Origin of the sequence: Enterobacter cloacae complex sp. EB5 (assembly GCF_031432835.1) — a bacterium.
Taxonomy (GTDB): Bacteria; Pseudomonadota; Gammaproteobacteria; order Enterobacterales; family Enterobacteriaceae; genus Enterobacter; species Enterobacter hormaechei_C.
Genome location: NZ_CP133860.1, coordinates 3,962,947 through 3,985,160 on the forward strand (window position 1 = coordinate 3,962,947; position 22,214 = coordinate 3,985,160).

Annotated in this window: 27 protein-coding genes; 11 read left to right on the forward strand and 16 right to left on the reverse strand. The window is 53.1% G+C overall.

The genetic code is table 11. From position 1 onward, the window contains the following. Positions 1-187: 187 nt before the first annotated feature. The 5 genes from flhB to RHN82_RS19045 all read left to right on the forward strand — a co-directional run bounded on the left by flhB (position 188) and on the right by RHN82_RS19045 (position 6,788). On the forward strand, positions 188-1,336 hold the full coding sequence (gene flhB, locus RHN82_RS19025; protein WP_047051626.1) for a flagellar biosynthesis protein FlhB: 1,149 nt from the start codon (positions 188-190) through the stop codon (positions 1,334-1,336). After that, a complete protein-coding gene (gene flhA, locus RHN82_RS19030; protein WP_047051625.1) occupies positions 1,329-3,407 on the forward strand; it encodes a flagellar biosynthesis protein FlhA in 2,079 nt (692 codons plus the stop codon). Before flhB ends, flhA begins: the two co-directional genes overlap by 8 nt. Next, complete coding sequence (locus RHN82_RS19035) at positions 3,407-3,799, forward strand: flagellar protein FlhE (protein ID WP_003859725.1); 393 nt, start codon at positions 3,407-3,409, stop codon at positions 3,797-3,799. The genes flhA and RHN82_RS19035 overlap by 1 nt, the downstream gene beginning before the upstream one ends. A 261-nt stretch (positions 3,800-4,060) precedes the next feature. Then, positions 4,061-5,644, forward strand: coding sequence for an MFS transporter (locus tag RHN82_RS19040; RefSeq protein WP_003859727.1), 1,584 nt, complete (start codon positions 4,061-4,063; stop codon positions 5,642-5,644). A gap of 4 nt (positions 5,645-5,648) precedes the next feature. Further along, positions 5,649-6,788, forward strand: coding sequence for a glycoside hydrolase family 105 protein (locus RHN82_RS19045; protein WP_026080697.1), 1,140 nt, complete (start codon positions 5,649-5,651; stop codon positions 6,786-6,788). A 34-nt stretch (positions 6,789-6,822) separates the two neighbouring features. On the opposite strand, the gene argS is transcribed toward RHN82_RS19045, so the two are convergent. Further along, on the reverse strand, positions 6,823-8,556 hold the full coding sequence (gene argS, locus RHN82_RS19050; RefSeq protein ID WP_032648767.1) for an arginine--tRNA ligase: 1,734 nt from the start codon (positions 8,554-8,556) through the stop codon (positions 6,823-6,825). Positions 8,557-8,794: 238 nt separating this feature from the next. Here argS and RHN82_RS19055 point away from each other — a divergent pair, with 238 nt between their 5' ends. Together RHN82_RS19055 and cutC are read left to right on the forward strand one after the other, a co-directional pair. Further along, the gene (locus tag RHN82_RS19055; protein WP_015570274.1) at positions 8,795-9,355 is read left to right on the forward strand and encodes a VOC family protein; all 561 of its coding nucleotides are present in this window, start codon (positions 8,795-8,797) and stop codon (positions 9,353-9,355) included. 78 nt (positions 9,356-9,433) lie between these two features. Beyond that, the gene (cutC, locus tag RHN82_RS19060) at positions 9,434-10,177 is read left to right on the forward strand and encodes a copper homeostasis protein CutC (RefSeq protein WP_033486800.1); all 744 of its coding nucleotides are present in this window, start codon (positions 9,434-9,436) and stop codon (positions 10,175-10,177) included. 174 nt (positions 10,178-10,351) lie between these two features. Here cutC and cmoB read toward each other — a convergent pair whose 3' ends face one another. From cmoB to RHN82_RS19135, 15 genes are all read right to left on the reverse strand, one after another. Continuing rightward, entirely contained in the window at positions 10,352-11,323 is a 972-nt protein-coding gene (gene cmoB / locus RHN82_RS19065; RefSeq protein ID WP_047051624.1) for a tRNA 5-methoxyuridine(34)/uridine 5-oxyacetic acid(34) synthase CmoB, read from the reverse strand. Then, positions 11,320-12,063, reverse strand: coding sequence for a carboxy-S-adenosyl-L-methionine synthase CmoA (gene cmoA / locus RHN82_RS19070; protein WP_047051623.1), 744 nt, complete (start codon positions 12,061-12,063; stop codon positions 11,320-11,322). Before cmoA ends, cmoB begins: the two co-directional genes overlap by 4 nt. Before the next feature lie 40 nt (positions 12,064-12,103). Further along, positions 12,104-12,499 carry an MAPEG family protein gene (locus RHN82_RS19075; protein WP_003859737.1) on the reverse strand — a complete coding sequence of 132 codons (396 nt, stop codon included), beginning with the start codon at positions 12,497-12,499 and terminating at the stop codon, positions 12,104-12,106. 51 nt (positions 12,500-12,550) lie between these two features. After that, positions 12,551-13,324 carry a DUF72 domain-containing protein gene (locus RHN82_RS19080; protein ID WP_047051622.1) on the reverse strand — a complete coding sequence of 258 codons (774 nt, stop codon included), beginning with the start codon at positions 13,322-13,324 and terminating at the stop codon, positions 12,551-12,553. Further along, positions 13,303-14,616 carry a site-specific integrase gene (locus tag RHN82_RS19085; protein ID WP_047051621.1) on the reverse strand — a complete coding sequence of 438 codons (1,314 nt, stop codon included), beginning with the start codon at positions 14,614-14,616 and terminating at the stop codon, positions 13,303-13,305. The genes RHN82_RS19080 and RHN82_RS19085 overlap by 22 nt, the downstream gene beginning before the upstream one ends. A 55-nt stretch (positions 14,617-14,671) precedes the next feature. Then, complete coding sequence (locus RHN82_RS19090) at positions 14,672-14,908, reverse strand: excisionase family protein (RefSeq protein ID WP_023294930.1); 237 nt, start codon at positions 14,906-14,908, stop codon at positions 14,672-14,674. Positions 14,909-14,915: 7 nt separating this feature from the next. Further along, positions 14,916-15,062 (reverse strand): hypothetical protein, encoded by a 147-nt coding sequence (locus tag RHN82_RS19095; protein WP_023294929.1) that lies wholly within the window; start codon positions 15,060-15,062, stop codon positions 14,916-14,918. After that, on the reverse strand, positions 15,059-15,283 hold the full coding sequence (locus tag RHN82_RS19100; RefSeq protein WP_032103970.1) for a hypothetical protein: 225 nt from the start codon (positions 15,281-15,283) through the stop codon (positions 15,059-15,061). The genes RHN82_RS19095 and RHN82_RS19100 overlap by 4 nt, the downstream gene beginning before the upstream one ends. After that, on the reverse strand, positions 15,284-15,697 hold the full coding sequence (locus tag RHN82_RS19105; RefSeq protein WP_047051620.1) for a hypothetical protein: 414 nt from the start codon (positions 15,695-15,697) through the stop codon (positions 15,284-15,286). Then, on the reverse strand, positions 15,687-16,280 hold the full coding sequence (locus RHN82_RS19110) for an HNH endonuclease (RefSeq protein WP_071886803.1): 594 nt from the start codon (positions 16,278-16,280) through the stop codon (positions 15,687-15,689). Before RHN82_RS19110 ends, RHN82_RS19105 begins: the two co-directional genes overlap by 11 nt. Then, the gene (locus RHN82_RS19115; RefSeq protein WP_047051619.1) at positions 16,252-16,659 is read right to left on the reverse strand and encodes a hypothetical protein; all 408 of its coding nucleotides are present in this window, start codon (positions 16,657-16,659) and stop codon (positions 16,252-16,254) included. Before RHN82_RS19115 ends, RHN82_RS19110 begins: the two co-directional genes overlap by 29 nt. After that, complete coding sequence (locus RHN82_RS19120; RefSeq protein ID WP_006811079.1) at positions 16,652-16,876, reverse strand: hypothetical protein; 225 nt, start codon at positions 16,874-16,876, stop codon at positions 16,652-16,654. Before RHN82_RS19120 ends, RHN82_RS19115 begins: the two co-directional genes overlap by 8 nt. 106 nt (positions 16,877-16,982) lie before the next feature. Next, the gene (locus RHN82_RS19125) at positions 16,983-17,369 is read right to left on the reverse strand and encodes a S24 family peptidase (protein ID WP_032673909.1); all 387 of its coding nucleotides are present in this window, start codon (positions 17,367-17,369) and stop codon (positions 16,983-16,985) included. 66 nt (positions 17,370-17,435) lie between these two features. Further along, complete coding sequence (locus RHN82_RS19130; protein ID WP_006811077.1) at positions 17,436-17,867, reverse strand: helix-turn-helix domain-containing protein; 432 nt, start codon at positions 17,865-17,867, stop codon at positions 17,436-17,438. 201 nt (positions 17,868-18,068) lie between these two features. Further along, positions 18,069-18,767 (reverse strand): helix-turn-helix transcriptional regulator, encoded by a 699-nt coding sequence (locus RHN82_RS19135; RefSeq protein ID WP_023150198.1) that lies wholly within the window; start codon positions 18,765-18,767, stop codon positions 18,069-18,071. On the opposite strand from RHN82_RS19135, the gene RHN82_RS19140 reads away from it, so the two are divergent. From RHN82_RS19140 to RHN82_RS19155, 4 genes are all read left to right on the forward strand, one after another. Then, on the forward strand, positions 18,760-19,104 hold the full coding sequence (locus RHN82_RS19140; protein WP_309423426.1) for a helix-turn-helix domain-containing protein: 345 nt from the start codon (positions 18,760-18,762) through the stop codon (positions 19,102-19,104). The genes RHN82_RS19135 and RHN82_RS19140 overlap by 8 nt on opposite strands. A 1-nt stretch (position 19,105) precedes the next feature. Further along, on the forward strand, positions 19,106-19,303 hold the full coding sequence (locus RHN82_RS19145) for a DUF4222 domain-containing protein (RefSeq protein ID WP_000019788.1): 198 nt from the start codon (positions 19,106-19,108) through the stop codon (positions 19,301-19,303). Continuing rightward, the gene (locus tag RHN82_RS19150; protein ID WP_000064516.1) at positions 19,300-20,232 is read left to right on the forward strand and encodes a hypothetical protein; all 933 of its coding nucleotides are present in this window, start codon (positions 19,300-19,302) and stop codon (positions 20,230-20,232) included. Before RHN82_RS19145 ends, RHN82_RS19150 begins: the two co-directional genes overlap by 4 nt. Before the next feature lie 107 nt (positions 20,233-20,339). Continuing rightward, positions 20,340-22,211 carry a toprim domain-containing protein gene (locus tag RHN82_RS19155; RefSeq protein WP_047051618.1) on the forward strand — a complete coding sequence of 624 codons (1,872 nt, stop codon included), beginning with the start codon at positions 20,340-20,342 and terminating at the stop codon, positions 22,209-22,211. The last annotated feature ends 3 nt before the right edge of the window (positions 22,212-22,214 follow it).

Consider the following 22,214-nt stretch of genomic DNA (forward strand, 5'->3'; position numbering starts at 1 on the left):
AGGGGTTACCAGACGGTCCAGAATGAAAATTTTAAAACTGGAATGCGCTACGCAAGAAACGAAACCAGAGGCAGGCGTAATGGGTGTTAAGGGATTAAATCGGCCCTTTTTATTGGTTTGTTTACGCGATTGCCAAAGTAATTCTTAGGCATGATACCCGTGAATTAATGGGCTGCGAGCAGGCACAGTGGCAGAAGAGAACGACGACAAAACAGAAGCCCCCACACCCCACCGACTTGAAAAAGCCCGTGAGGATGGGCAGATCCCCCGATCCCGAGAGCTGACATCCCTGCTGATCCTGGTGGTGGGCGTCTGCATAATCTGGTGGGGCGGGGAGCTGCTCGCCCGCAGACTGGCGGGAATGCTCTCGGCTGGCTTACGTTTTGATCACAGCATGGTCAATGACCCCAATCTGATCCTCATTCAAATCATCAACCTTGTGAAAAGCGCGATGATCGCCTTGCTGCCGCTGATCGCGGGCGTGGTCATCGTGGCCCTTGTTTCACCGGTCATGCTCGGTGGCCTGGTGTTCAGCGGAAAACCGCTGCAACCGAAATTTTCCAAGCTCAACCCGTTACCCGGTATTGCGAAAATGTTTTCCGCGCAAACCGGGGCTGAGCTTCTTAAAGCGATCCTGAAATCGCTTCTTATGGGCAGTACCGCCGGGTTTTTTCTGTGGCACCACTGGCCAGAGATGATGCGCCTGATCAGCGAATCCCCGATGACGGCGATGAAAAATGCCCTGAACCTGGTCGGGTTATGCTCGCTGCTGGTGGTACTGAGCATTATTCCGATGGTGGCGTTCGACGTTATCTTCCAGATCTTTTCCCATATCAAAAAGCTGCGAATGTCGCGTCAGGACATCCGCGATGAATATAAACAGATGGAAGGCGACCCGCACGTTAAGGGCCGTATCCGCCAGATGCAGCGTGCCGCCGCGCGTCGGCGCATGATGGAAGATGTGCCGAAAGCCGACGTCATCGTCACCAACCCGACCCACTACTCCGTGGCGCTTCAGTACGACGAAAACAAAATGAGCGCGCCGAAAGTGGTGGCGAAAGGGGCCGGGCTGATTGCGCTGCGCATTCGCGAAATCGCGACGGAAAACCGTGTGCCGATCCTCGAAGCACCGCCGCTGGCCCGTGCGCTGTATCGCCACGCGGAAATTGGACAACAGATCCCGGGCCAGCTCTACGCCGCTGTCGCAGAAGTGCTGGCCTGGGTGTGGCAACTGAAACGCTGGCGTTTAGCGGGCGGTCAACGACCTGTAAAACCTGAGAACCTTCCGGTGCCTGAAGCACTGGATTTTTTGAACGAGAAGGACACTGATGGCTAATCTGGTGGCAATGTTGCGCCTGCCCGGCAACCTGAAATCGACGCAATGGCAGATCCTTGCCGGACCGATTCTGATCCTGCTAATTCTGTCGATGATGGTGCTGCCGTTACCGGCATTTATCCTCGACCTGCTTTTCACCTTCAACATTGCGTTGTCCATCATGGTGTTGCTGGTGGCGATGTTCACCCAGCGCACGCTGGAGTTCGCCGCGTTTCCAACGATCCTGCTGTTCACCACGCTGCTGCGCCTGGCGCTGAACGTTGCCTCCACGCGTATCATCCTGATGGAAGGGCACACCGGCGCGGCGGCGGCGGGCAAGGTGGTCGAAGCCTTCGGTCACTTCCTGGTGGGCGGCAACTTCGCCATCGGTATCGTGGTGTTCGTCATTCTGGTGATTATCAACTTCATGGTTATCACTAAAGGGGCGGGGCGAATCGCAGAAGTGGGCGCGCGCTTCGTGCTCGACGGGATGCCGGGCAAGCAGATGGCCATCGACGCGGACCTGAATGCCGGGCTGATCGCGGAAGATGAAGCGAAAAAACGCCGTGCCGAAGTGACCCAGGAGGCAGATTTCTACGGCTCCATGGACGGTGCGAGTAAGTTTGTGCGCGGTGACGCCATCGCGGGCATCCTGATCATGGTGATTAACGTCGTCGGCGGCCTGCTTGTCGGCGTGCTGCAACACGGCATGGACATGGGCCACGCAGCGGAAAGCTATACGCTGCTGACCATTGGTGATGGTCTGGTGGCGCAGATCCCGGCGCTGGTGATCTCCACCGCGGCGGGCGTGATTGTGACCCGCGTCAGCACCGATCAGGACGTGGGCGAGCAGATGGTGGGGCAGCTCTTCAGCAACCCGCGCGTTATGCTGCTCTCTGCGGCGGTGCTGGGCCTGCTCGGTATGGTGCCTGGCATGCCAAACCTGGTATTCCTGCTGTTCACCGCCGCGCTGCTGGGCCTTGCCTGGTGGATGCGTGGCCGTGAAACGCAGCCTAAAGCAGAGCCAGCGCCGGTCAAAATGCCTGAGAACACCCAGGCGGTGGAGGCCACCTGGAACGACGTACAGCTCGAAGATTCGCTGGGGATGGAAGTGGGGTACCGCCTGATCCCGATGGTGGATTTCCAGCAGGATGGTGAGCTGCTTGGCCGTATCCGCAGCATTCGTAAAAAATTCGCCCAGGATATGGGCTTCCTGCCGCCGGTGGTCCACATCCGGGACAATATGGATCTCCCGCCCGCGCGCTACCGCATCCTGATGAAAGGGGTGGAAATCGGCAGCGGTGATGCGTACCCCGGCCGCTGGCTGGCGATTAATCCGGGCACCGCCGCAGGCACGATGCCGGGTGAGCAGACGACCGACCCGGCCTTTGGTCTGGCGGCAATCTGGATTGAGAGCGCCCTGAAAGAGCAGGCGCAGATCCAGGGTTACACGGTCGTTGAGGCCAGTACCGTGGTGGCGACGCACCTCAACCACCTGATTGGCCAGTTCTCTGCGGAACTGTTTGGTCGTCAGGAGGCGCAGCAGCTGCTCGACCGCGTAACGCAGGAGATGCCGAAGCTGACCGAAGATTTGGTGCCGGGCGTGCTGACCTTAACCACCCTGCACAAAGTGCTGCAAAATCTGCTCGATGAGAAGGTGCCCATTCGCGATATGCGTACCATCCTTGAAACGCTGGCCGAACATGCGCCGCTGCAAAGCGATCCGCACGAACTGACGGCGGTGGTGCGCGTGGCGCTCGGACGCGCCATTACCCAGCAATGGTTCCCGGGAAGCGGCGAAGTGCAGGTCATTGGCCTGGACACGCCGCTGGAACGTCTGCTGCTTCAGGCGTTGCAGGGCGGTGGCGGGCTGGAGCCGGGTCTGGCGGACAGATTACTGGCGCAAACCCAGGAGGCGCTGGCGCGTCAGGAGATGCTGGGCGCGCCGCCGGTGCTGCTGGTGAATCACGCGCTGCGTCCGTTGCTGTCGCGCTTCCTGCGCCGGAGCCTGAACCAGCTGGTGGTGCTGTCGAATATGGAGCTGTCCGATAACCGCAATATTCGCATGACGGCGACCATAGGAGGGAAATAATGCGTAAGTGGCTGTGGATCTTACTTTTCCCGCTGGCGGCGCAGGCCGCAGGCGAGGGGGCATGGCAGGCCAGCAGTATCGGCTTAACGCTCAACCATCGGGGGGAGTCGATCTCCTCCCGTCCGCTGTCCGCCTCTGAGCCCGTGTCCGGGCAGATGACGCTGGTGGCCTGGAATTACACCCTGACGGGACCCACACCGGCCGGGTTACGGGTGCGGCTGTGCTCGCTGACCCGCTGCGCGGAAATCGAGGGACAAAGTGGCACCACCCAGGCCTTCAACGGGGTGTCTGCTCAGGAGCCTTTACGCTTTATCTGGGAAGTGCCAGGCGGTGGACGTCTGATCCCGGCGCTGAAAGTTCAGCGCAACGAGGTGCTCGTCAACTACCGCTAATTGCCCGCCTTTTCGCCAGTCTTCAGGCATTTCTGAAGGCTGGCTCGCAAAATTGACCTTCCCTTTTGATACAAAAGAAACGCTGTTTTATAAATCAGTGACACGCGTATTGACACTCTTTGCATTTTTGCCATTCACCCCTTTGTGATGGCAGAAACAGAAAGGTATCAACAGGTCGATACTTTTACTGTAGCCGTGTAAAAACTCCCGGACGAGGTTTGCTTACAGGGAGTCTCCCAAAACTGATTAGGGTTGACGGCAATGAAAACACGTAAAATTGGACTCGCAAATTATCTTGCTTACGGGTCAGGGGACTTCCTCGGGGCGGGAACCACCGCCCTGACGGCCGCCTGGCTTTTGTATTTTTATACCACCTTCTGTGGACTCACACCGATTGAAGCAACCTTTATCTTCGCCGCCGCAAGGGTGCTGGATGCGGTTGTCAGCCCGTTAATGGGCTTTTTAACCGATAACTTTGGCACCACCTGGCTGGGCAAGCGTTTTGGCCGTCGTAAGTTTTTCATCCTGCTCGGTATTCCCTGCGTTTTCAGCTACTCGCTGATGTGGGTAGGGGACATGAGTTTCTGGTACTACCTGCTGACCTATCTGATCTTTGATATCGTCTACACCATGATCCTGGTGCCGTACGAAACGCTGGTGCCGGAGATGACGGACGATTTCAAACAGAAAACCAAATTCTCCGGGGCGCGTATCTCTATGGCGCAGATGTCCGCCATTCTGGCCTCCTTCCTCCCGGGGATCCTGCTCACGCATTTCGGCAAAGACAACGCGATCTCCTTCTTCTATGCAAGCCTGGTCTTCTCCGTACTCTGCGCGCTGATGCTTACTTTCGTCTGGTTCTTCACCTGGGAGCGTCCGCGGGAAGAGTGGTCTGAAGCGGCCCTGCGTGCCGAAGAAGAGAAGAAAAAGCTGACCCTGGGCCAGAGCCTGAACCGTCTTTTTGTCGAATTAAGTTCGACGCTGCGTATCAAGATTTTCCGCCAGCATCTGGGGATGTACCTTGGCGGCTACATCGCCCAGGACGTCTTTAATGCGGTGTTCACCTATTACGTGGTATTTGTGTTGATGCAGGAGGCCTCAATGGCGTCCAACCTGCTGGGCACGATGGCCATTTTCCAGTTCCTCGCCGTGATCGGCATGATCCCGCTGTGCATTCGCTTCGGACCTGCGCCGTCTTACCGCATGGTGGTCGTGCTGTTTGGTCTGGCTTCGCTCTCTTACGCGGTGCTTTATTACGCGGGCCTGAGCGACGTTTACGCTCTGCTGCTGCTGATCTCTGCGGTTGCCGGTCTTGGCCGCGGAGGTATCAACTACGTACCGTGGAATACCTACACCTATATTGCTGACGTGGACGAAGTGATCACCGGTCAGCGTCGCGAAGGGATCTTCGCTGGCATCATGACGCTGACCCGTAAAGCGTCTCAGGCCGGTGCGGTAATGCTGGTGGGGATCGTGATGCAGATGTCGGGCTTTGTCAGCGGGCAAAAAGTGCAGCCTGCGGAAGTGAGCCACACCATTCTGATGATCCTGAGCGTTGGCACTATTCTGGTGCTGTTCTGCGGCTTCCTTGTCTCCCTGCGCTTCAAACTCAATTTGCAGACCCACAGCACCCTGCGTGAAGAGACCGCGAAAATGCGCGAGTCCGGCCATGCGATGCCAGAGGCGGTGACCCCGCAGGCCCGCGCCACCGTGGAGATGCTGGCCGGTATGCCGTATGAATCCCTGTGGGGCAACAACAACATCGGTTATCTGAATCGCAATAAGCCGGCGGCCCCTTCGCTGAAGGATCGCGCGGTACTGAATTCGACATACAACAGAGGTTAAGATGATGAAAGTTTGGCCTGTCAAACATAGCCCGTTACTGCGTCAGCCTGAGCGCTTTATCGCCAGGGATGAGCTGAAATCGCTGATTCAAAAGGTGACGCATAACCTGGTCAATATCCACGACAAAACGGGGGAGTTTTTGCTGCGGCTGGACGACGGGCGCGTGATCGACACCAAAGGCTGGGCCGGATGGGAATGGACCCACGGCGTCGGTTTATACGGTATCTGGCAGTATTACTGCCAGACCGGTGACGAAGGCATGCGCGAGATTATCGACAGCTGGTTTGCTGACCGTTTCGCTGAAGGCGCAACCACCAAAAACGTGAATACCATGTCGCCGTTCCTGACGCTGGCGTATCGCTACGAAGAGACCAAAAACCCGGCCTGGCTGCCGTGGCTGGAAAGCTGGGCGGAATGGGCGATGAATGAGATGCCGCGCACCGAACATGGCGGCATGCAGCACATCACCCTGGCGGAAGAGAACCATCAGCAGATGTGGGATGACACGCTGATGATGACGGTGCTGCCGCTGGCGAAAATCGGCAAGCTGCTGAACAAGCCGGAGTACGTCGAGGAGGCGATCTATCAGTTCCTGCTCCACGTACAGAATCTGATGGATCGGGAGACCGGGCTGTGGTTCCACGGCTGGAATTACGACGGCAATCACAACTTTGCCCGGGCTCGCTGGGCGCGCGGCAACAGCTGGCTGACCATCGTGATCCCGGATTTCCTCGAGCTGGTGGATCTGCCGGAAAACAACGCCGTTCGTCGCTATCTGGTGCAGGTACTGAACGCGCAGATCGCCGCGCTGGCAAAATGTCAGGACGAGAGCGGATTGTGGCATACGCTGCTGGACGATCCTGATTCTTATCTGGAGGCGTCGGCCACGGCAGGGTTTGCCTACGGCATTCTGAAAGCCGTGCGCAAGCGTTATGTCGGCGCAGAGTACGCAGAGGTGGCGGAGAAAGCGATTCGCGGCATCGTGCAAAACATCTCGCCGGAAGGGGAGCTGCTGCAAACGTCCTTCGGGACGGGGATGGGCAGCGATCTGGCGTTTTACCGCCAGATACCGCTGACCTCAATGCCGTATGGACAGGCCATGGCGATTCTGTGTCTGACGGAATATTTGCGGAAATATTTCTGATAATAAAAAACCCGGCGCTCGCCGGGTTTCTTTTTTACATACGTTCTACGGTTTCGATACCCAGGGTATCCAGACCCAGCTTCAGGGTCTTCGCCGTCAGCTGCGCCAGCTTCAGGCGGCTGTGGCGCACCGCTTCGCTCTCGGCAGAGAGGATAGGGCAGTGTTCATAGAAGCCAGAGAACAGACCGGCCAGATCGTACAGGTATGCACACATAACGTGCGGCGTACCGTCGCGTGCGACCACGGAGAGCGTCTCTTCGAACTGAAGCAGGCGGGCAGCCAGCTGTGCTTCACGGTCTTCGGTAATAGACACCGTGGCGTTCGCCAGCACGCTTTCGTCGATATTGGCTTTACGGAAGACGGAGAGTACGCGGGTATAAGCGTACTGCATGTATGGCGCCGTGTTGCCTTCAAACGCCAGCATGTTGTCCCAGTCGAAGATATAGTCGGTGGTACGGTTCTTGGAGAGATCCGCGTATTTCACCGCGCCGATCCCCACCGCGTTAGCCAGTTTCTCCAGCTCGTCAGCAGGCATATCCGGGTTCTTCTCGGCCACCAGGCGACGGGCGCGCTCCAGCGCTTCATCCAGCAGATCGGAAAGCTTCACGGTGCCGCCCGCACGGGTTTTGAACGGCTTACCGTCTTTACCCAGCATCATGCCGAACATGTGGTGTTCCAGCGGCACGGAATCCGGCACATAACCCGCTTTACGCACGATCGTCCACGCCTGCATCAGGTGCTGGTGCTGGCGGGAGTCGATGTAATACAGCACGCGGTCCGCATGCAGGGTTTCGTAACGGTATTTCGCACAGGCGATGTCGGTGGTGGTGTAGAGATAGCCGCCATCCTTTTTCTGGACGATCACGCCCATCGGTTCGCCTTCCTTGTTTTTATACTCATCAAGGAACACTACCGTTGCGCCTTCGCTTTCCACCGCCAGATGTTTAGCTTTCAGGTCCGCCACAATGCCTGGCAGCATCGGGTTATACAGGCTTTCACCCATCACGTCGTCACGGGTCAGGGTCACGTTCAGACGGTTATAGGTAAGCTGGTTCTGGGACATGGTAATGTCCACCAGCTTGCGCCACATCTCGAGGAAGTACGGGTCGCCACCTTGAAGTTTTACCACGTAGCTGCGCGCGCGCTCGGCGAAGGCTTCATCTTCGTCATAGTGCTTTTTGGCTTCACGGTAGAAACCTTCCAGGTCTGCCAGCGCCATTTCGCCTGCGTTTTCCTGCTGCTGCTTTTCCAGATACGCGATCAGCATGCCGAACTGCGTGCCCCAGTCGCCTACGTGGTTAGCGCGGATCACCTTGTGACCAAGGAACTCCAGGGTACGCACCGCCGCGTCACCGATGATGGTGGAGCGCAGGTGACCGACGTGCATCTCTTTCGCCACGTTTGGCGCGGAGTAGTCAACCACCACGGTCTGGGCTTCTGGCTGAGCCACGCCCAGACGGTCAGATTTCAGCGCCGCGTCAACGTGGCTTGCCAGGAACGCAGGCTCAAGGAAAATGTTGATAAAGCCCGGACCGGCGATTTCGGTTTTGCTGGCGATGCCGGTGAGATCCAGATGCGTCAGTACCTGCTCAGCGAGCTGTCGCGGCGGCATGCCCAGTTTTTTAGCCACTGCCATCACGCCATTAGCCTGATAGTCGCCAAACTGTACTTTCGCTGACTGACGAACCTGTGGTTCGCAATCCGCAGGCGCACCTGCGGCAATCAGTGCCTGACTGACTTTTTCTGAGAGAAGAGCCTGAATATTCACCTGGATACCTTACGTTTTTGATGCGGGTAAAAAACACCCACGCCAGTTTAAGAATTTAGGGCGGGAGTATACTGCAAATGCCTTCGGGCGTCAGCCCTGCGGGGGGCGAAGATCGCTCAGAATCCAGGCGAAGACGGTATGCATAATCATGCAGTCGAAAAAACCGTGATTCTGCGGTTGGTCGACAGAGGGCAACAGAGTAAATTAGCGGCTTTGCGACACGAAACGAGACTGACCTATGGCGAACTGGCACACCATTGACGAACTGCATGATATTTCCGCAGATTTACCGCGCTTCACCCAGGCGTTCACAGAACTTGCCACCCGTCTCGGGCTGGATATCGCGCCGCTTGAGGCCGATCACATCTCTTTGCGCTGCCACCAGAACGCCACCGCCGAACGCTGGCGGCGTGGCTTTGAGCAGTGCGGAGAACTGCTGTCGGAGAATATCATTAACGGTCGCCCGATCTGCCTGTTCAAACTTCACGCGCCGGTTACGGTGGCGCACTGGCAATTCACCGTTGTGGAACTGCCCTGGCCAGGAGAGAAGCGTTATCCGCACGAAGGCTGGGAGCATATCGAAATTGTTCTGCCTGGGGAGCCCGAGACGCTGAACGCCCGTGCGCTGGCGCTGCTTTCCGACGAGGGGTTAAGCCAGCCGGGTATTTTCGTCAAAACCAGCTCGCCAAAAGGGGAGCGCGAACGCTTACCGAACCCTACGCTTGCCGTAACGGACGGCAACGTGACGGTGAAATTCCATCCCTGGACTATCGAGCAGATCGTCGCCAGCGAAGCGTAAGCATTGTGAGCGTCGATCCAGACACCAGTCGGGCAACGTGCCACGATGGTACGTTGAGTGAAATTTAAGGAGGATGTCATGGCGCTGCTGGAAATTTGTTGTTACAGCGTGGAGTGTGCCGTCACTGCGCAACGGCACGGGGCCGATCGCATCGAGCTTTGCGCGGCACCGAAAGAAGGAGGATTAACCCCGTCCTTTGGTGTGCTGAAATCAGCCCGTCAGGCCATCACCATTCCGGTGCACCCGATTATTCGCCCGCGCGGCGGTGATTTTTGTTATACGGCGGGTGAGTTCAGTGCCATGCTTGAGGATATCGCCCTTGTCCGTGATTCCGGTTTTCCGGGGCTGGTGATCGGTGTGCTGGACGAAGACGGCAACATCGATCTTCCGCGTATGCGTCAGGTCATGCGCGCCGCCCGGGGGATGGCGGTCACTTTTCATCGTGCGTTCGATATGTGTCAGGATCCGATACAAGCCTTTGATACGCTGGCAGAACTGGGCGTTGCGCGCGTTCTGACGTCGGGCCAGCAGTCCTCGGCTGAAAAAGGACTGAAATTAATTACGGAACTAAAAGCACATTCCGGTGTTCCAATAATCATGGCGGGCGCAGGAGTACGCGCCAGCAATCTGGAACTGTTTTTAAACGCAGGGGTGGAAGAGCTGCACAGCTCGGCGGGTAAATGGATACCTTCACCCATGCGTTATCGCAATACAGGGTTGTCAATGTCGACGGATGCTGAAGCGGATGAGTACTCGCGCTACGGTGTGGATGGAGAGTCGGTTGCGGTAATGAAATCGTTGATTGAACGTCATCACGTGTAGCAACGTACCGATTTTTACCGCGCATCATGTCGCCCAATATGATGCTTGCTTGTACCAGGCCCCTGCAAATTACACAGGGGCCTTTTTTTCTTTTTTGCCCGGTGGCGCTACGCTTACCGGGCCTACGAAATCACGCGTAGGCCGGGTAAGGCGCAGCCGCCACCCGGCTAAAGGCTACGGCTTGGTCGCAATCAATACCGCACGCATCGGGGCCGGATAGCCTTCGATGGTTTTACTGTGATCGTCCGGGTCGAGGAATTGCTCCAGCGATTCGGTGATCATCCAGTCGGTGCGGCGCTGTTCCTCAACTGACGTCACGCACACATCGGCGATGCGTACATCGACAAACCCACATTTCTCCAGCCAGTTTTTCAGCGCCAGCGCGGAAGGGATGAAGTAAACGTTGCGCATCTGCGCATAGCGATCGCCCGGCACCAGAACGGCATGTTCATCGCCTTCGATGACCAGCGTTTCCAGCACCAGTTCGCCGCCGCTGACCAGCTGATCTTTCAACTGCCAGAGATGCTCCAGCGGGGAACGACGGTGGTACAGCACGCCCATTGAGAAAACGGTATCAAACGCTTTCAGGGCAGGGAGTTGCTCGATACCCAGCGGCAGCAGGTGCGCACGCTGGTCGTTACCCAGCAGCTTACGCACCGCTTCAAACTGGCACAGGAACAGCTGCATCGGATCGATACCGACGACCAGATGCGCGCCTGCGCCAATCATGCGCCACATGTGATAGCCGCTACCGCAGCCCACGTCCAGAATAGTGCGCCCGGTCAGGTCGGATAAATGCGGCAGAACGCGATCCCACTTCCAGTCGGAGCGCCACTCGGTGTTGATATTTACACCGTACAGCGAGAACGGCCCTTTGCGCCACGGCATCAGGTTACGCATCAGCGTTTCGATGCGGTTGAGCTGCCCGGCCGGGAGCGGCTCTTCGCTCTCAGCCGTCACGCTGTGCAGTAAATCCAGACGATGAGGCGTCAGTTCAGGCAGAAACTCCACGGCGTTGGACCACTGCTTCAACAGACCATGCTGCTGATCGCGCTGCCAGGTAGCAATTTGCGCTGGCAGGGTTTCCAGCCAGTGGGAAAGGTGGTTTTTGGCAATCAGCTGATAGAAATTACCGAACTCGATCATGCTACGTCCCCGGCTTTCAGCGCCACCAGAGAACCAAAGTTAAAGCACTGGAACCACAGTTCGCTGTGTTCAAATCCGGCCTTACGCAGGCGCGCTTTGTGGGTTTCTACGGAATCCGTCAGCATGACGTTTTCAAGCATGCTGCGCTTCTGGCTGATCTCCAGCTCGCTGTAGCCATTTGCACGCTTGAAATCATGGTGCATGTTGAACAGCAGTTCGCCCACGCTGGCGTCTTCAAAGCTGAATTTCTCAGACAACACCAGCGCGCCGCCCGGGTTCAGGCCCTGATAAATTTTATCCAGCAACCGCTGACGATCGTCCGGCACCAGGAACTGAAGGGTAAAGTTCAGTACCACCATCGAGGCGTTCTGGATGTCGATATCGCGGATATCGCCTTCTACCACATGCACAGGCGTAGGGGCTTTATACGCGTCAATGTGGCGACGGCAGCGTTCAACCATGGCCGGTGAGTTATCGACAGCCACAATCTTGCAGCCTTCGTGATGAACGTTACGACGAATGGACAGCGTTGCCGCTCCCAGCGAACAGCCCAGGTCATAGACCTGCGTGCCGGGTTGAACAAAACGCTCCGCCAGCATGCCGATCATGGAGATAATATTGGAATAACCGGGAACAGAGCGCTGGATCATATCCGGGAAGACTTCGGCTACCCGTTCATCAAAGGTCCAGTCGCCCAGGCTGGCGATAGGCGCGGAAAAAAGCGTGTCGCGATCTGACATAACGTAAAAATCCGGGAAAAATAAAGGGGCATATTGTGCGCTAATGGAAGGAGAAAACCAACTCCCACGGCATATACCAAAGGTTAGCCAGCACCATCAGCAAAAGCGAGCACCAGGTCGCGCTCATGCCGGAACGACGCCAGCGGATCAGGCGGTGGTGAAAACCATAATAATGCATCAAACGCCCTGCTATCAGCAGCAGCCCACAGACGTGCACCATCCAGGTTTCAGCGCCATCCATCTCCATTAACAGCAGTAAAATTAACGCGACGGGAATGTACTCGACCGCGTTGCCGTGGATCCGGATTGCGCTTTGCAGCTCAGAAAAGCCCCCGTCGCCGTACGAGACGCGGTACTGCATTCTCAGGCGCACAACATCAAATGAAAATTTAATCAGCAGTAATGCACCTAACACCGCATACAGCGCGCTGACCATACTAACTCCCTGTTTTTGGCAGATGGCACGTCTCTATGATAGGGGGTGATTTCAGAAAAGAGAAGATTGTTGTGGGATGGACGGCGCGGGGCCAACCGACGGAACCGCCTGCTGCAAGGCCTGCCAGAGAGCATCGACCAGTTCAGGCGCCTGCGCGATATCCGGCGTATGTAAAAAAAGGTACGGCGTGGTGGTGTGCTCCCATTTCGCCAGCGTTTGCAGCCAGACGGCGAACATCTCCTCATTTTGCTGCATGTTATCGCTGCCGATAAACCGGACCATCGGGTTCTGCGCCGTTACGATCGCGTGGACGGGCACTTTCGGTTTTTTGCGCTGGGCATCAACAACGGCTTCGCTGTGCGGGATTGCGCTGTGTACGGGGCGGCTGTCGAGGATCACGCGGTTGACCGATCGTTCATGCAGGCCGCGATTGAGCGCTTTCTCCGCGTCGCCCTTGGCAAAGAATTCCGGATGCCTCACTTCTACGCCGTAGGTGAAGCCCTGTGGCAGGGCGTCGAGAAACTGCCAGAGGGCAGGCAGGTCGCGCGGGCCAAACGTGGCGGGAAGCTGGAGCCAGTACTGGCCAATACGGTTGGCCAGAGGCGACATGCGGGTGAAAAACTCGTGGGTTAAATCATCGCAGTTGCGCAGCGCGGCGTTGTGGGAGATGGTCGCCGGGAATTTAAAGCAAAAGCGGAAGTCGTCGGTGGTTTGCTCGCGCCAGCGTTCAACAATCTCCGCGCGGGGCAGGGCGTACAGCGTGGTATTGCCCTCCACGCAGTTAACATGTCGGGCGTTATTAACTAACTTACTGATTTTAATAATGCTCTGGCGCTGCTATGTATGCTTTGGGGCATCTGTGGGGCAAAATCCGCGAGCCTCTGATTCAGCATTGCGATCTGCTCGCTACTGCTGTCTGCCATCCACGCACCGTATACGTTGAAGACCATCTGGGCGCTCGCATGGCCCATCTGACTGGCAATGAAGCTGGGGTTAGCACCAGCTGACAGTGACCAGCATGCATACGTGTGACGCGACTGATATGCTTTCCTGTGCCTTATCCCTGCTCGCTTCATCGCTGCGTCCCATAAATCACCTATCGAGTCGACTTTGTAGATGATCCCCACCTGCTGACATCTTCTGACCAGTTGAGGGTTGAAAACAAATGTACACTCGTGGCTCTCAGTTCTGCCGTATTCGCGCAGCTGAACATCGATTTGATGCTTTTTTCCAAACCTGGTCATTTCCGCCTGATTCCTCAGGACGCTGATCGCAGGCTGAATGAGGTGTATCACTCTGTTGGTACTGGCCTCAGTTTTCGGTAGAGTGAATTCACCCAGTTTTGTATAATTGCGCCTGATTGTTATTGTTCCAGCTTCAAGATCGATATCCTCCCAGGCCAGGGAGGTCAGCTCCCCATGACGGACCCCTGTGTATACTGCTAGTGACCACAGGTTTTTCGTCTGCTGATGCCGGCATGCATCAATCAGGCGAATAAATTCGTCACGAGTTAGCGGATCTGGCTCTGCCCTGGCTTTTTTGAGAGGCTTGATCCCGTCGAATGGGTTCGCCTCTAAGTAACCGTGATCTGCGGCAAACTGAAACATTCCGGCAATAGTTGTCATGTAATAATTTACGGTGACAACACTTCTTCCCTTTGCCGGGACCTTCCCCTTCATTGGCATCTGGTGACCGGTCAGTAAATCTTTCCTGATATACAGTAATTCCTCTTTCGTCACCGCCGACACCAGCCGATTACCCCCGATCCTTGGCACCATATTCCTTGTGACCGACTCATAACGGTTGAGTGCGTTCGCGCAGATTTCCATTCTCTTCAGATCCAGCCACTTTTCGGCAAGCTCTGACACTGTAATTTCTTTCTTCCCCACCCCAAAAGTCTTGAGGTTAGGGGAGTCCGGAAACTGTGCCGCGTACTCAAATGTGCCTGTTCTGATGGCAAAACATACCGATGTCCGCAGTTCCCCGGCGATCTTCCTGTTCTTAGCGGTGTCAGGGACACCGAGGCTCTCCCTGACACGCTTACCTTTGAAATTAAACCAGATGCGCAATGTGCCACCGTGGTTTTCGACGCCTGTTGGATATGTAACTCTATCCATTGATTCCTCCAGACGCCCAAGAGCGATATGAGATTACCTTTTTCATGGCCTCAGATCACCCAGGCTGTTTGTTTTTCATTGAGGCCACCCACGCATCGACCGCTTTACGGTTGTACATGCACTCGCTGGAAGGTTTCGGATTTCCGTCCGGTGAAACGTGCACATATTCCCGCCCAACCATCCAGCATTCTTTTCTGGCCCGGAGGATGGTTCCGGGCTTGAGCCCGGTAACCGCAATCAGAACCTTTTCGCTAACCCAGTCATTCGGTACCAGAAGAACAACGTCGCTCATAATCACCTCACACTACATCCAGGCCACGGCAGTGGCACCACACTTCAAACATCCGCTTAACCACTTCCCGGCAATAAAGCCCCTGAATATCCCGTGTCAGGTCGTAGCGGTTTCCGTATCGCTTACGAACCCATATTTCAAAAGCTGTATTCATCGTGCCGCCTCCCTGATTGCAGTTCTGTAAGCGCGTAATGCATCACGGCTTTTACCAGAAATAACCGTTTTCAGGATGAAAGTTCCGTGCCGTGAACTCACTACGGCTGGCACCAGAAACAGAGTGTTTTCAACTACCCTGTTATGCTTCCGGTACTCGAATACGGTGCTGGAGATAACGATATTTGCTACAGCGCCATAGTCTTGGTATTGGATTTTCATTCAGCGTACCCCGGCAGGCTTTGTTGCTTTGAGTTCGTCACGTTCTTTGACGTAGCGCTCGTGCATCGCGTCCCATTTTGCACACCATTTCTCCATTTCTCGCTTGCGCGCCAGGATACGACGCAGACGGCGAACACAACGCTGGTGGGCGGCCAGATACTCCGCTTTTGTTTCCCCATCTCGCCATACCTCCATATCATCGCGATCAATACGCACCCTCGGGTGACGCTGCGGAAAACCAGAACGCTCAAAAGCCTCGGTGGTCATGAAGAAAGCCAGATAGCGGATCGCCGTATCTCGCGTGAAGCATTTTTTGATACGTCTGTGGCGTACCGCCACGTACAGTGGGCCAACTGGCGTATCGTGTTTCTGTAATGCCAGGTCAATCATGCTTACGGTGCGTTTATCGTTCATTTCCGGTCTCTCCCGTGAATCGTGTTCTGTTTTTTCCGTGGTTATCATGAAATCCATATTTAATTTCTGCGTTTCGTCTTGCCTCGACTGCTTTATTGAAATCCGTGAAAGATCCCAGATATATTTGCTTCGCGTTTATAACAATATTTGCCCACCATTTTTTCTTGTGATGTGACCAGCTCACCCCTGTATGGCCGGATGTGTTGGTTTTAGATAAGCGCGCATTCTTACTATTGTCTTGGTTTGTACATGAACGCAGGTTTTCTATTCTGTTATTAGTGGTGTTCCCATCAATGTGATCGACTACTTCGGGCTCAACACCATTAACCATTTTAAATATCAGGCGATGGGCATAGTAAATGACACCATCTAACCGCACGATACGATATGCTCCTGTTTTTGTTTTAATAAACGCGCCAGCAGGTTTACCTGCAAATCTTGTATTTAATTGTTTTTGTATACTTGATGATGAAAAGTGTTTTAAGGGACGATGTTTCCAAAACAACTCTCCAGTTTTTTGTTCGTAATAAAAGCACTCGTTGAGATAATCTGATTCAGGAATTCGTATCGCTGTAAGTGCCATCAGATCCCCCCATTTCATTACCCTCCGTTTTCGGAGCCTCCACTTTTTGTTTTTTGATGAACTCAACCAGCTCAGAAATGAGCTCGTCGATTAATTCCTTCCCGCAATCCGTAAGGAATTCACCGCTGCCATTAACATCAACAGCGCTGCTGTAAATTCCCTTGATAGCTTTTACGCCTTCGACATTCCCGTACTCACTGATCGCAAGCCTTTCGAATTTTCTCAATAATCCATCGAGAAGAATCTCTGTTAACTCGACCGTGTTAATGCCGCCTTTATTGAGCTTAATAACAAGGCAGTTACTGCCTGTTTTACGCTGGTGGCGTAATAACGCTGCTTTTAAAATTCGGCGGCGATATGTCTCGATTAATTTATCCATTGCGGCGAGCCTCCTCCTCTAAGCTCATAACAATTTCCTCTTCTTTTTCGGTCCAATCATGAATTTCGCCAGCAATGTCATAAACAAGAGAGCAAATAGTTTTAAGTTGGAAATGGTCCAGTTTGTCGTGATATTCAAATAATGTTTGCGATAAACCAGCCAGTTGCTCGGCTTTGATGTTCACAACCTGAATGTCTTGCCTTTTTAATAAGCTCATAATTACCGACCATATGCTTTTTTAAGATAAAGACGAGCGATTACCTCGTAACCGCAGGCCGCATAAAGGCATGCTGTTCTATATGCCGATTTATCAATGATGAAAGTCATACGAAGCGCCTCACAGCCAAAGAAGCCACCACCCGACCGTGAATTTTGATTTCTTTCTGTTCATCGGTATTAAGGGTGAAAGTTTCGTAATGATGGTTATCAGAAATGATTTTTAATGAGCCATCAGCTAATGGCTCAATTCTCTTAATGAAAAGACATGGGCGACCAAAAGCATCCATTGTGTAAACATAAATGCCAGAGGTAAGCGCACGTCCACCGCAATCAACGAAAGCCACAACCTCACATGGTTCGATGGTCGGCTGCATTGAATCACCTTCCATCCGGCAGCTTTGTACGCGGTTGCCAAAGTCATTGATGTTGTCAGATCCGAACAGCATTTGAGGCGTTTTAACTGGCTGATTAACTGCGACGGAATTTTGCATTTTCATTTCCTCAGGGTGAGTTTGGCCCCACCAAGAAAGGTGTTAATTAAATAATGTTAATTAATTTTAAATCTTGTCGGCTTGCTTGCAGATGGTTTCTTGCAAGTCGTCTAATTTTTCATAAACGATAGTTAGCGTACCGATAGCCGACAATTCCGGAGGCATACAATCCATAGCGTTGGATAAAGCCATTCTGCAATTGCCAATATCCGCAGACCATGAATTAAGTTGATTGGAAGTTATAATGCTTGTTGGCTCTGTAAATTCACCACACTGCTCGTTTCCTGAAATGAGCCACAGAACATCAGAATGAAGAATGTTAGCCAATTGGATTAACTGGTCAGCAAACGGAACAGTTTTTTCCGTTTCCCAGTTGTTAATGGTTTCGGTTGTTAAACCAAGATGATCAGCCAAAAAATCCTGAGACAGTCGAAGCGAAGATCTTTGATTTAATATTCTTTTGCCGATGGTTTTGGCTACGGTGATTTGAGTATTCATTTCATTGGCTCCGTTGTTTGCCGATGAATGAACTCTAAGTCATGCAATAACTTATTGCAATAACAAAACTTATTTTTCTTTTGCGATTTAGTTTAATGCATTGATTTTTTTGATTAAATTTTGTTATTAAACTGCATGCTTACAGCTACAGACAAAGAAAAAGCCGCTTAAAAGCGGCTTCAAAAGGTGGGGTGTTGAAGGTTAGAGCCTATTGTAATTGATTGATTCATGCATTATGGCTTTACCCATCACGTAAAGGTCATCTTGGTTTTCTTCCGTGATATACCATTTCTCATATGCCGGATTATCCGATAAGACTGCCAGCCTGTTTCCCTGCATCTGGAGACGTTTTAGGTGAAATGTTTTACCAAAAACAAACACATACACACCATCCGTTAGAAAGTGTCGGACGGAAATGTCTACGAAGACACGATCACCGGAATTGAACGTGCTGGCCATGCTGTCGCCATTGACGGTCATTACTTTTACGACATCTTCACTACGATTCCCGAAGAGGGATTTTGCATGTTGAGTCGTGAACTCAATAGCGTGTAAAACCTCCACATATTCTGAAAGCATGAACGTGCCAGGTCCTGCACTCACTGAAAGGTCAAGAACCTCGACCCTGAATATGCCAGCGTTATCCTTTACCTCCCTTTCGGGCATGGTCTCTATCACATAGCCCTGTCTATGAGGCACATGATTTTTTCCAGTTGATAGCCATTCAGGGCTCACACCCAGCGCATTAGCAATCTCAACCAACTTACGTGTTGTGTTGGTTTTGCCTGCAACAAGACGCCAGATAGCTGGTTGCGAAACCCCAACTTTCATCGCTAATTCTGCCTGTGTAAGGCCTGCGTCAACCATCGCTTTTTGAAGACGATCTGAGAATGTGTTCATACCAATAAGCCTATACAAAAAGTTATTAAGTGGCAAATACGATAAGTTATTGCATAAAGTTATTCAAGGCTATACTCTTTCCCTATGTTCAATAACTTTTGGTATTTTTATGATCAATCAACATGTCAAGAGAGCTATCGATATTCTCGGCGGCCAAGCTGCATTAGCAAGGGCGTGCGGGGTTACTCAACCGGCTGTATTTCGCTGGCTTAATGGTAGCCGGGTTAAGGCTGATCATGTCATGTCCATTGTTAAAGCTACTGGTGGCGAAGTTAAAGCCTACCAGATCCGCCCAGACCTTCCAGATACATTCCCTCCCCCGGGCAATGAGGTGTGATATGTCGCACTCGATCACTACCGAAAACCAAGTTAAGCCATTGGATATCGATTATCGCGATCCGCGCGGTGTGATTGTGCATGTCACCGGCTGGAATCGGGATAAACAGCAGGTGTACTTCACCAGGCAGAATTATCCGCATGAATGCATGCAGCCTGTCTGGAAGTTTCAAAATTATTTCAGGAGGGTTGTGGAGTGAGCAATTTCTTACAGCTCGTTGATCGTCCAATAGCCTTTCAACGGTCCTTCGTTCGCCTTGGCGTGGGTATTACAGGTGCATTGCTATTGTCACAGATTGTCTATTGGCAGAACCGCATGGAAGGGAATTGGTTCTACAAAACCCAGACAGATCTCGAAGAAGAGACTGGATTAACGCGTTACGAACAAGAGGGAGCGCGTAAAAAGCTGGTTTCCTGTGGCGTACTGGAAGAAGCAAAACGTGGCATCCCAGCAAAATTATATTTCAGAGTAAACCAGGAGCGCTTGGAAGAACTTCTACTTGGCGAAAACCAGCATGCAGGTATGGGGAAAACCAACAAACAAGGATGCGGAATTTCCGCAAACAGTGATGCGGAAAACCAGCATGCAGGTATGGGGAAAACCAACGAGCAGTCATGTGGAAATTCCGCATCCATTCATACAGTAGATTACCAGGAGACTACACAGAAGATTAATACAGAGAATAAATATCTTGGTGCATCGGCTGAAGCCGACACACCGAAAGTGAAATCTTCAACTGATTATTCTCCTGCATTTGAAGAAGCCTGGCAGGCATACCCAAAACGTAGCGGTGGAAATAACAAGCTAAGCGCATTCAAAGCCTGGAACGCACGTATTAAACAGGGCGTAAAACCAGAGACGATGCTGGAAGGGGTTAAGCGCTACGCAGCTTTCATGGCCTCTGAGGGAAAGATCGGTACTTCGTTCGTCAAGCAGGCGGCGACGTTCTTCGGGCCGGATAAACATTTCGATGAACCGTGGCTGGTAGAGACCCAGGAAAACAAAGTCCCTACCCGACAAGACCAGTCTCGCTACGAGTGGTACGCAAAGTCTGATGACGGCTCTGCCGAGGTGTTTATCAATCAGTCAGCGATCGATCGCATGAACCGTGGCGGGTATCGCCCATGAAAATACTCCTCAAGCGTGTGCTGGTGGCCGGATATAACCACGGCGTTCTGTGCGAGGGATTTGTGAGATGGTTTTTTGTTAAATTCGATTTACGGAGTTTGTGAGTTATGAGCCCAGCTGAACTATCAGAAAAACTATGGGATAACGCTGAACGCGTCGCTAAGTTTCTCCTTCCGAAAGGACATCTGGAGGGGAAGGAGTGGTGTGCTGGCAATACGAACGGTGACTCAGGCAAAAGCCTCAAGGTCAATATCGGCGGTAAAAAATCATGGGCTGACTTTGCCAGCGGTGACAGCGGTGACCTGCTGGATCTCTGGGTGTTGGTTCGTAACTGCCAGCTGCATGATGCAATGCGAGAGGCGAAAGAGTTTCTTGGCCTGAAAGATGACGACCACCACTTCGAAGCGAAGAAAAAACTGTTCTCTCGTCCGACGAAAAAGGGCGTTAAATCGGCCAGCAAATGCTATGACTACCTTGCTTCACGTGGAATTACCCGTGAAACAGCCGATCGCTTTAAGGTAACAGACGCGGTGGTCTGGTATCACGACGAAAGCCGCGAGGTACCAGCAGTGGCATTCCCGTACATCCGGAATGGTGAACTGCTACAGGTAAAACGTATTGGAACCGAAAGGCCAAACGGCAAAAAACTGATTATGGCTGAAGCTGATTGCGAACCATGTCTGTTTGGCTGGCAGGCTCTGGATAAAAACACCCGCCTGGTAGTTCTGTGCGAAGGTGAGATTGATTGCATGACCTTTACGCAGCTTGGCTATGATGCCCTGTCTGTTCCCTTTGGCGGTGGCAAAGGGGCCAAACAGCAGTGGATTGAATATGAATACCATAACCTCGATCGCTTCCAGGAAATTTGGCTGTGCCTGGACAACGACAATGTAGGCCGTGAAGCTGCAAAAGAAATCGCCAGACGTCTTGGGGAACATCGTTGCCGCATGGTTGAACTTCCCCACAAAGATATCAACGATTGCCTGATGAACGGCATGGACAGCGACTCCATTCTGGAATACATGGAGCGCGCCAAATTCTTCGATCCCGATGAGCTTTGCTCAGCAGGGGACTTGCTTCAGGAAACTATCGAGGCATTCGAACATCGGGATACCGGTCTGTTTACAAGCCCATGGGCTTCGCTGAACAACAACTTTAAGTTCCGTGCCGGTGAACTGACCCTCGTTAATGGCGTTAATGGGCATGGAAAAACAGAGCTCGTTGGACATATCGCGATTGATGCGATGAGTCAGGGCGTCAGGACGTGTATTGCTTCTCTGGAGCTTAAACCAGGCAAAATGCTTGCCCGACTCACGCGGCAAACCATCTGCACTTCCTCACCGAAACGTGAAGAAATCATTATGACCAACGAATGGTTTTCTGACCGCCTTTGGGTATTCAAACTTACCGGAACTGCCAAAGCAGACCGGCTTCTTGAGATTTTTGCCTATGCCCGGCGTCGCTATGGCATTGAGCTGTTCGTCATAGATAACCTGGCTAAATGTGGCTTAGACGAAGAAGACTACACAGGTCAGAAGGACTTCATCGATACGCTGTGCGACTTCAAGAACGAGCATAACTGTCACGTCCTGCTGGTTACCCACGCCAGAAAAACAAACGACTCCGCTCCAACAGGAAAGATGGACGTAAAAGGCACTGGCGCCTTAACCGACATGCCCGACAACGTTATGGCCGTCTGGCGCAACATTCCCCGTGAGCTGGCGCAGAGAAAAGCGGATCGTATGGGTTATGAGAGCCTCGACAAAGACGAACAGGCCGCGATCAATCTCCCCGCTTCAATGATTCGTTTGTTGAAGCAACGAGAAGGGGAAGGGTGGATCGGTGACATCGGAGCTAATTTCGACTCTCGCTCTCACCAGTTCCTGGAAGGCGAGAAAAAACCATTTAACTACCTGGTCGGTAAGCCGCAAAGCGAGCTTGATCTCGAGTGGGAAGCCAGCAACGTAACGAGGGTTTGAGAT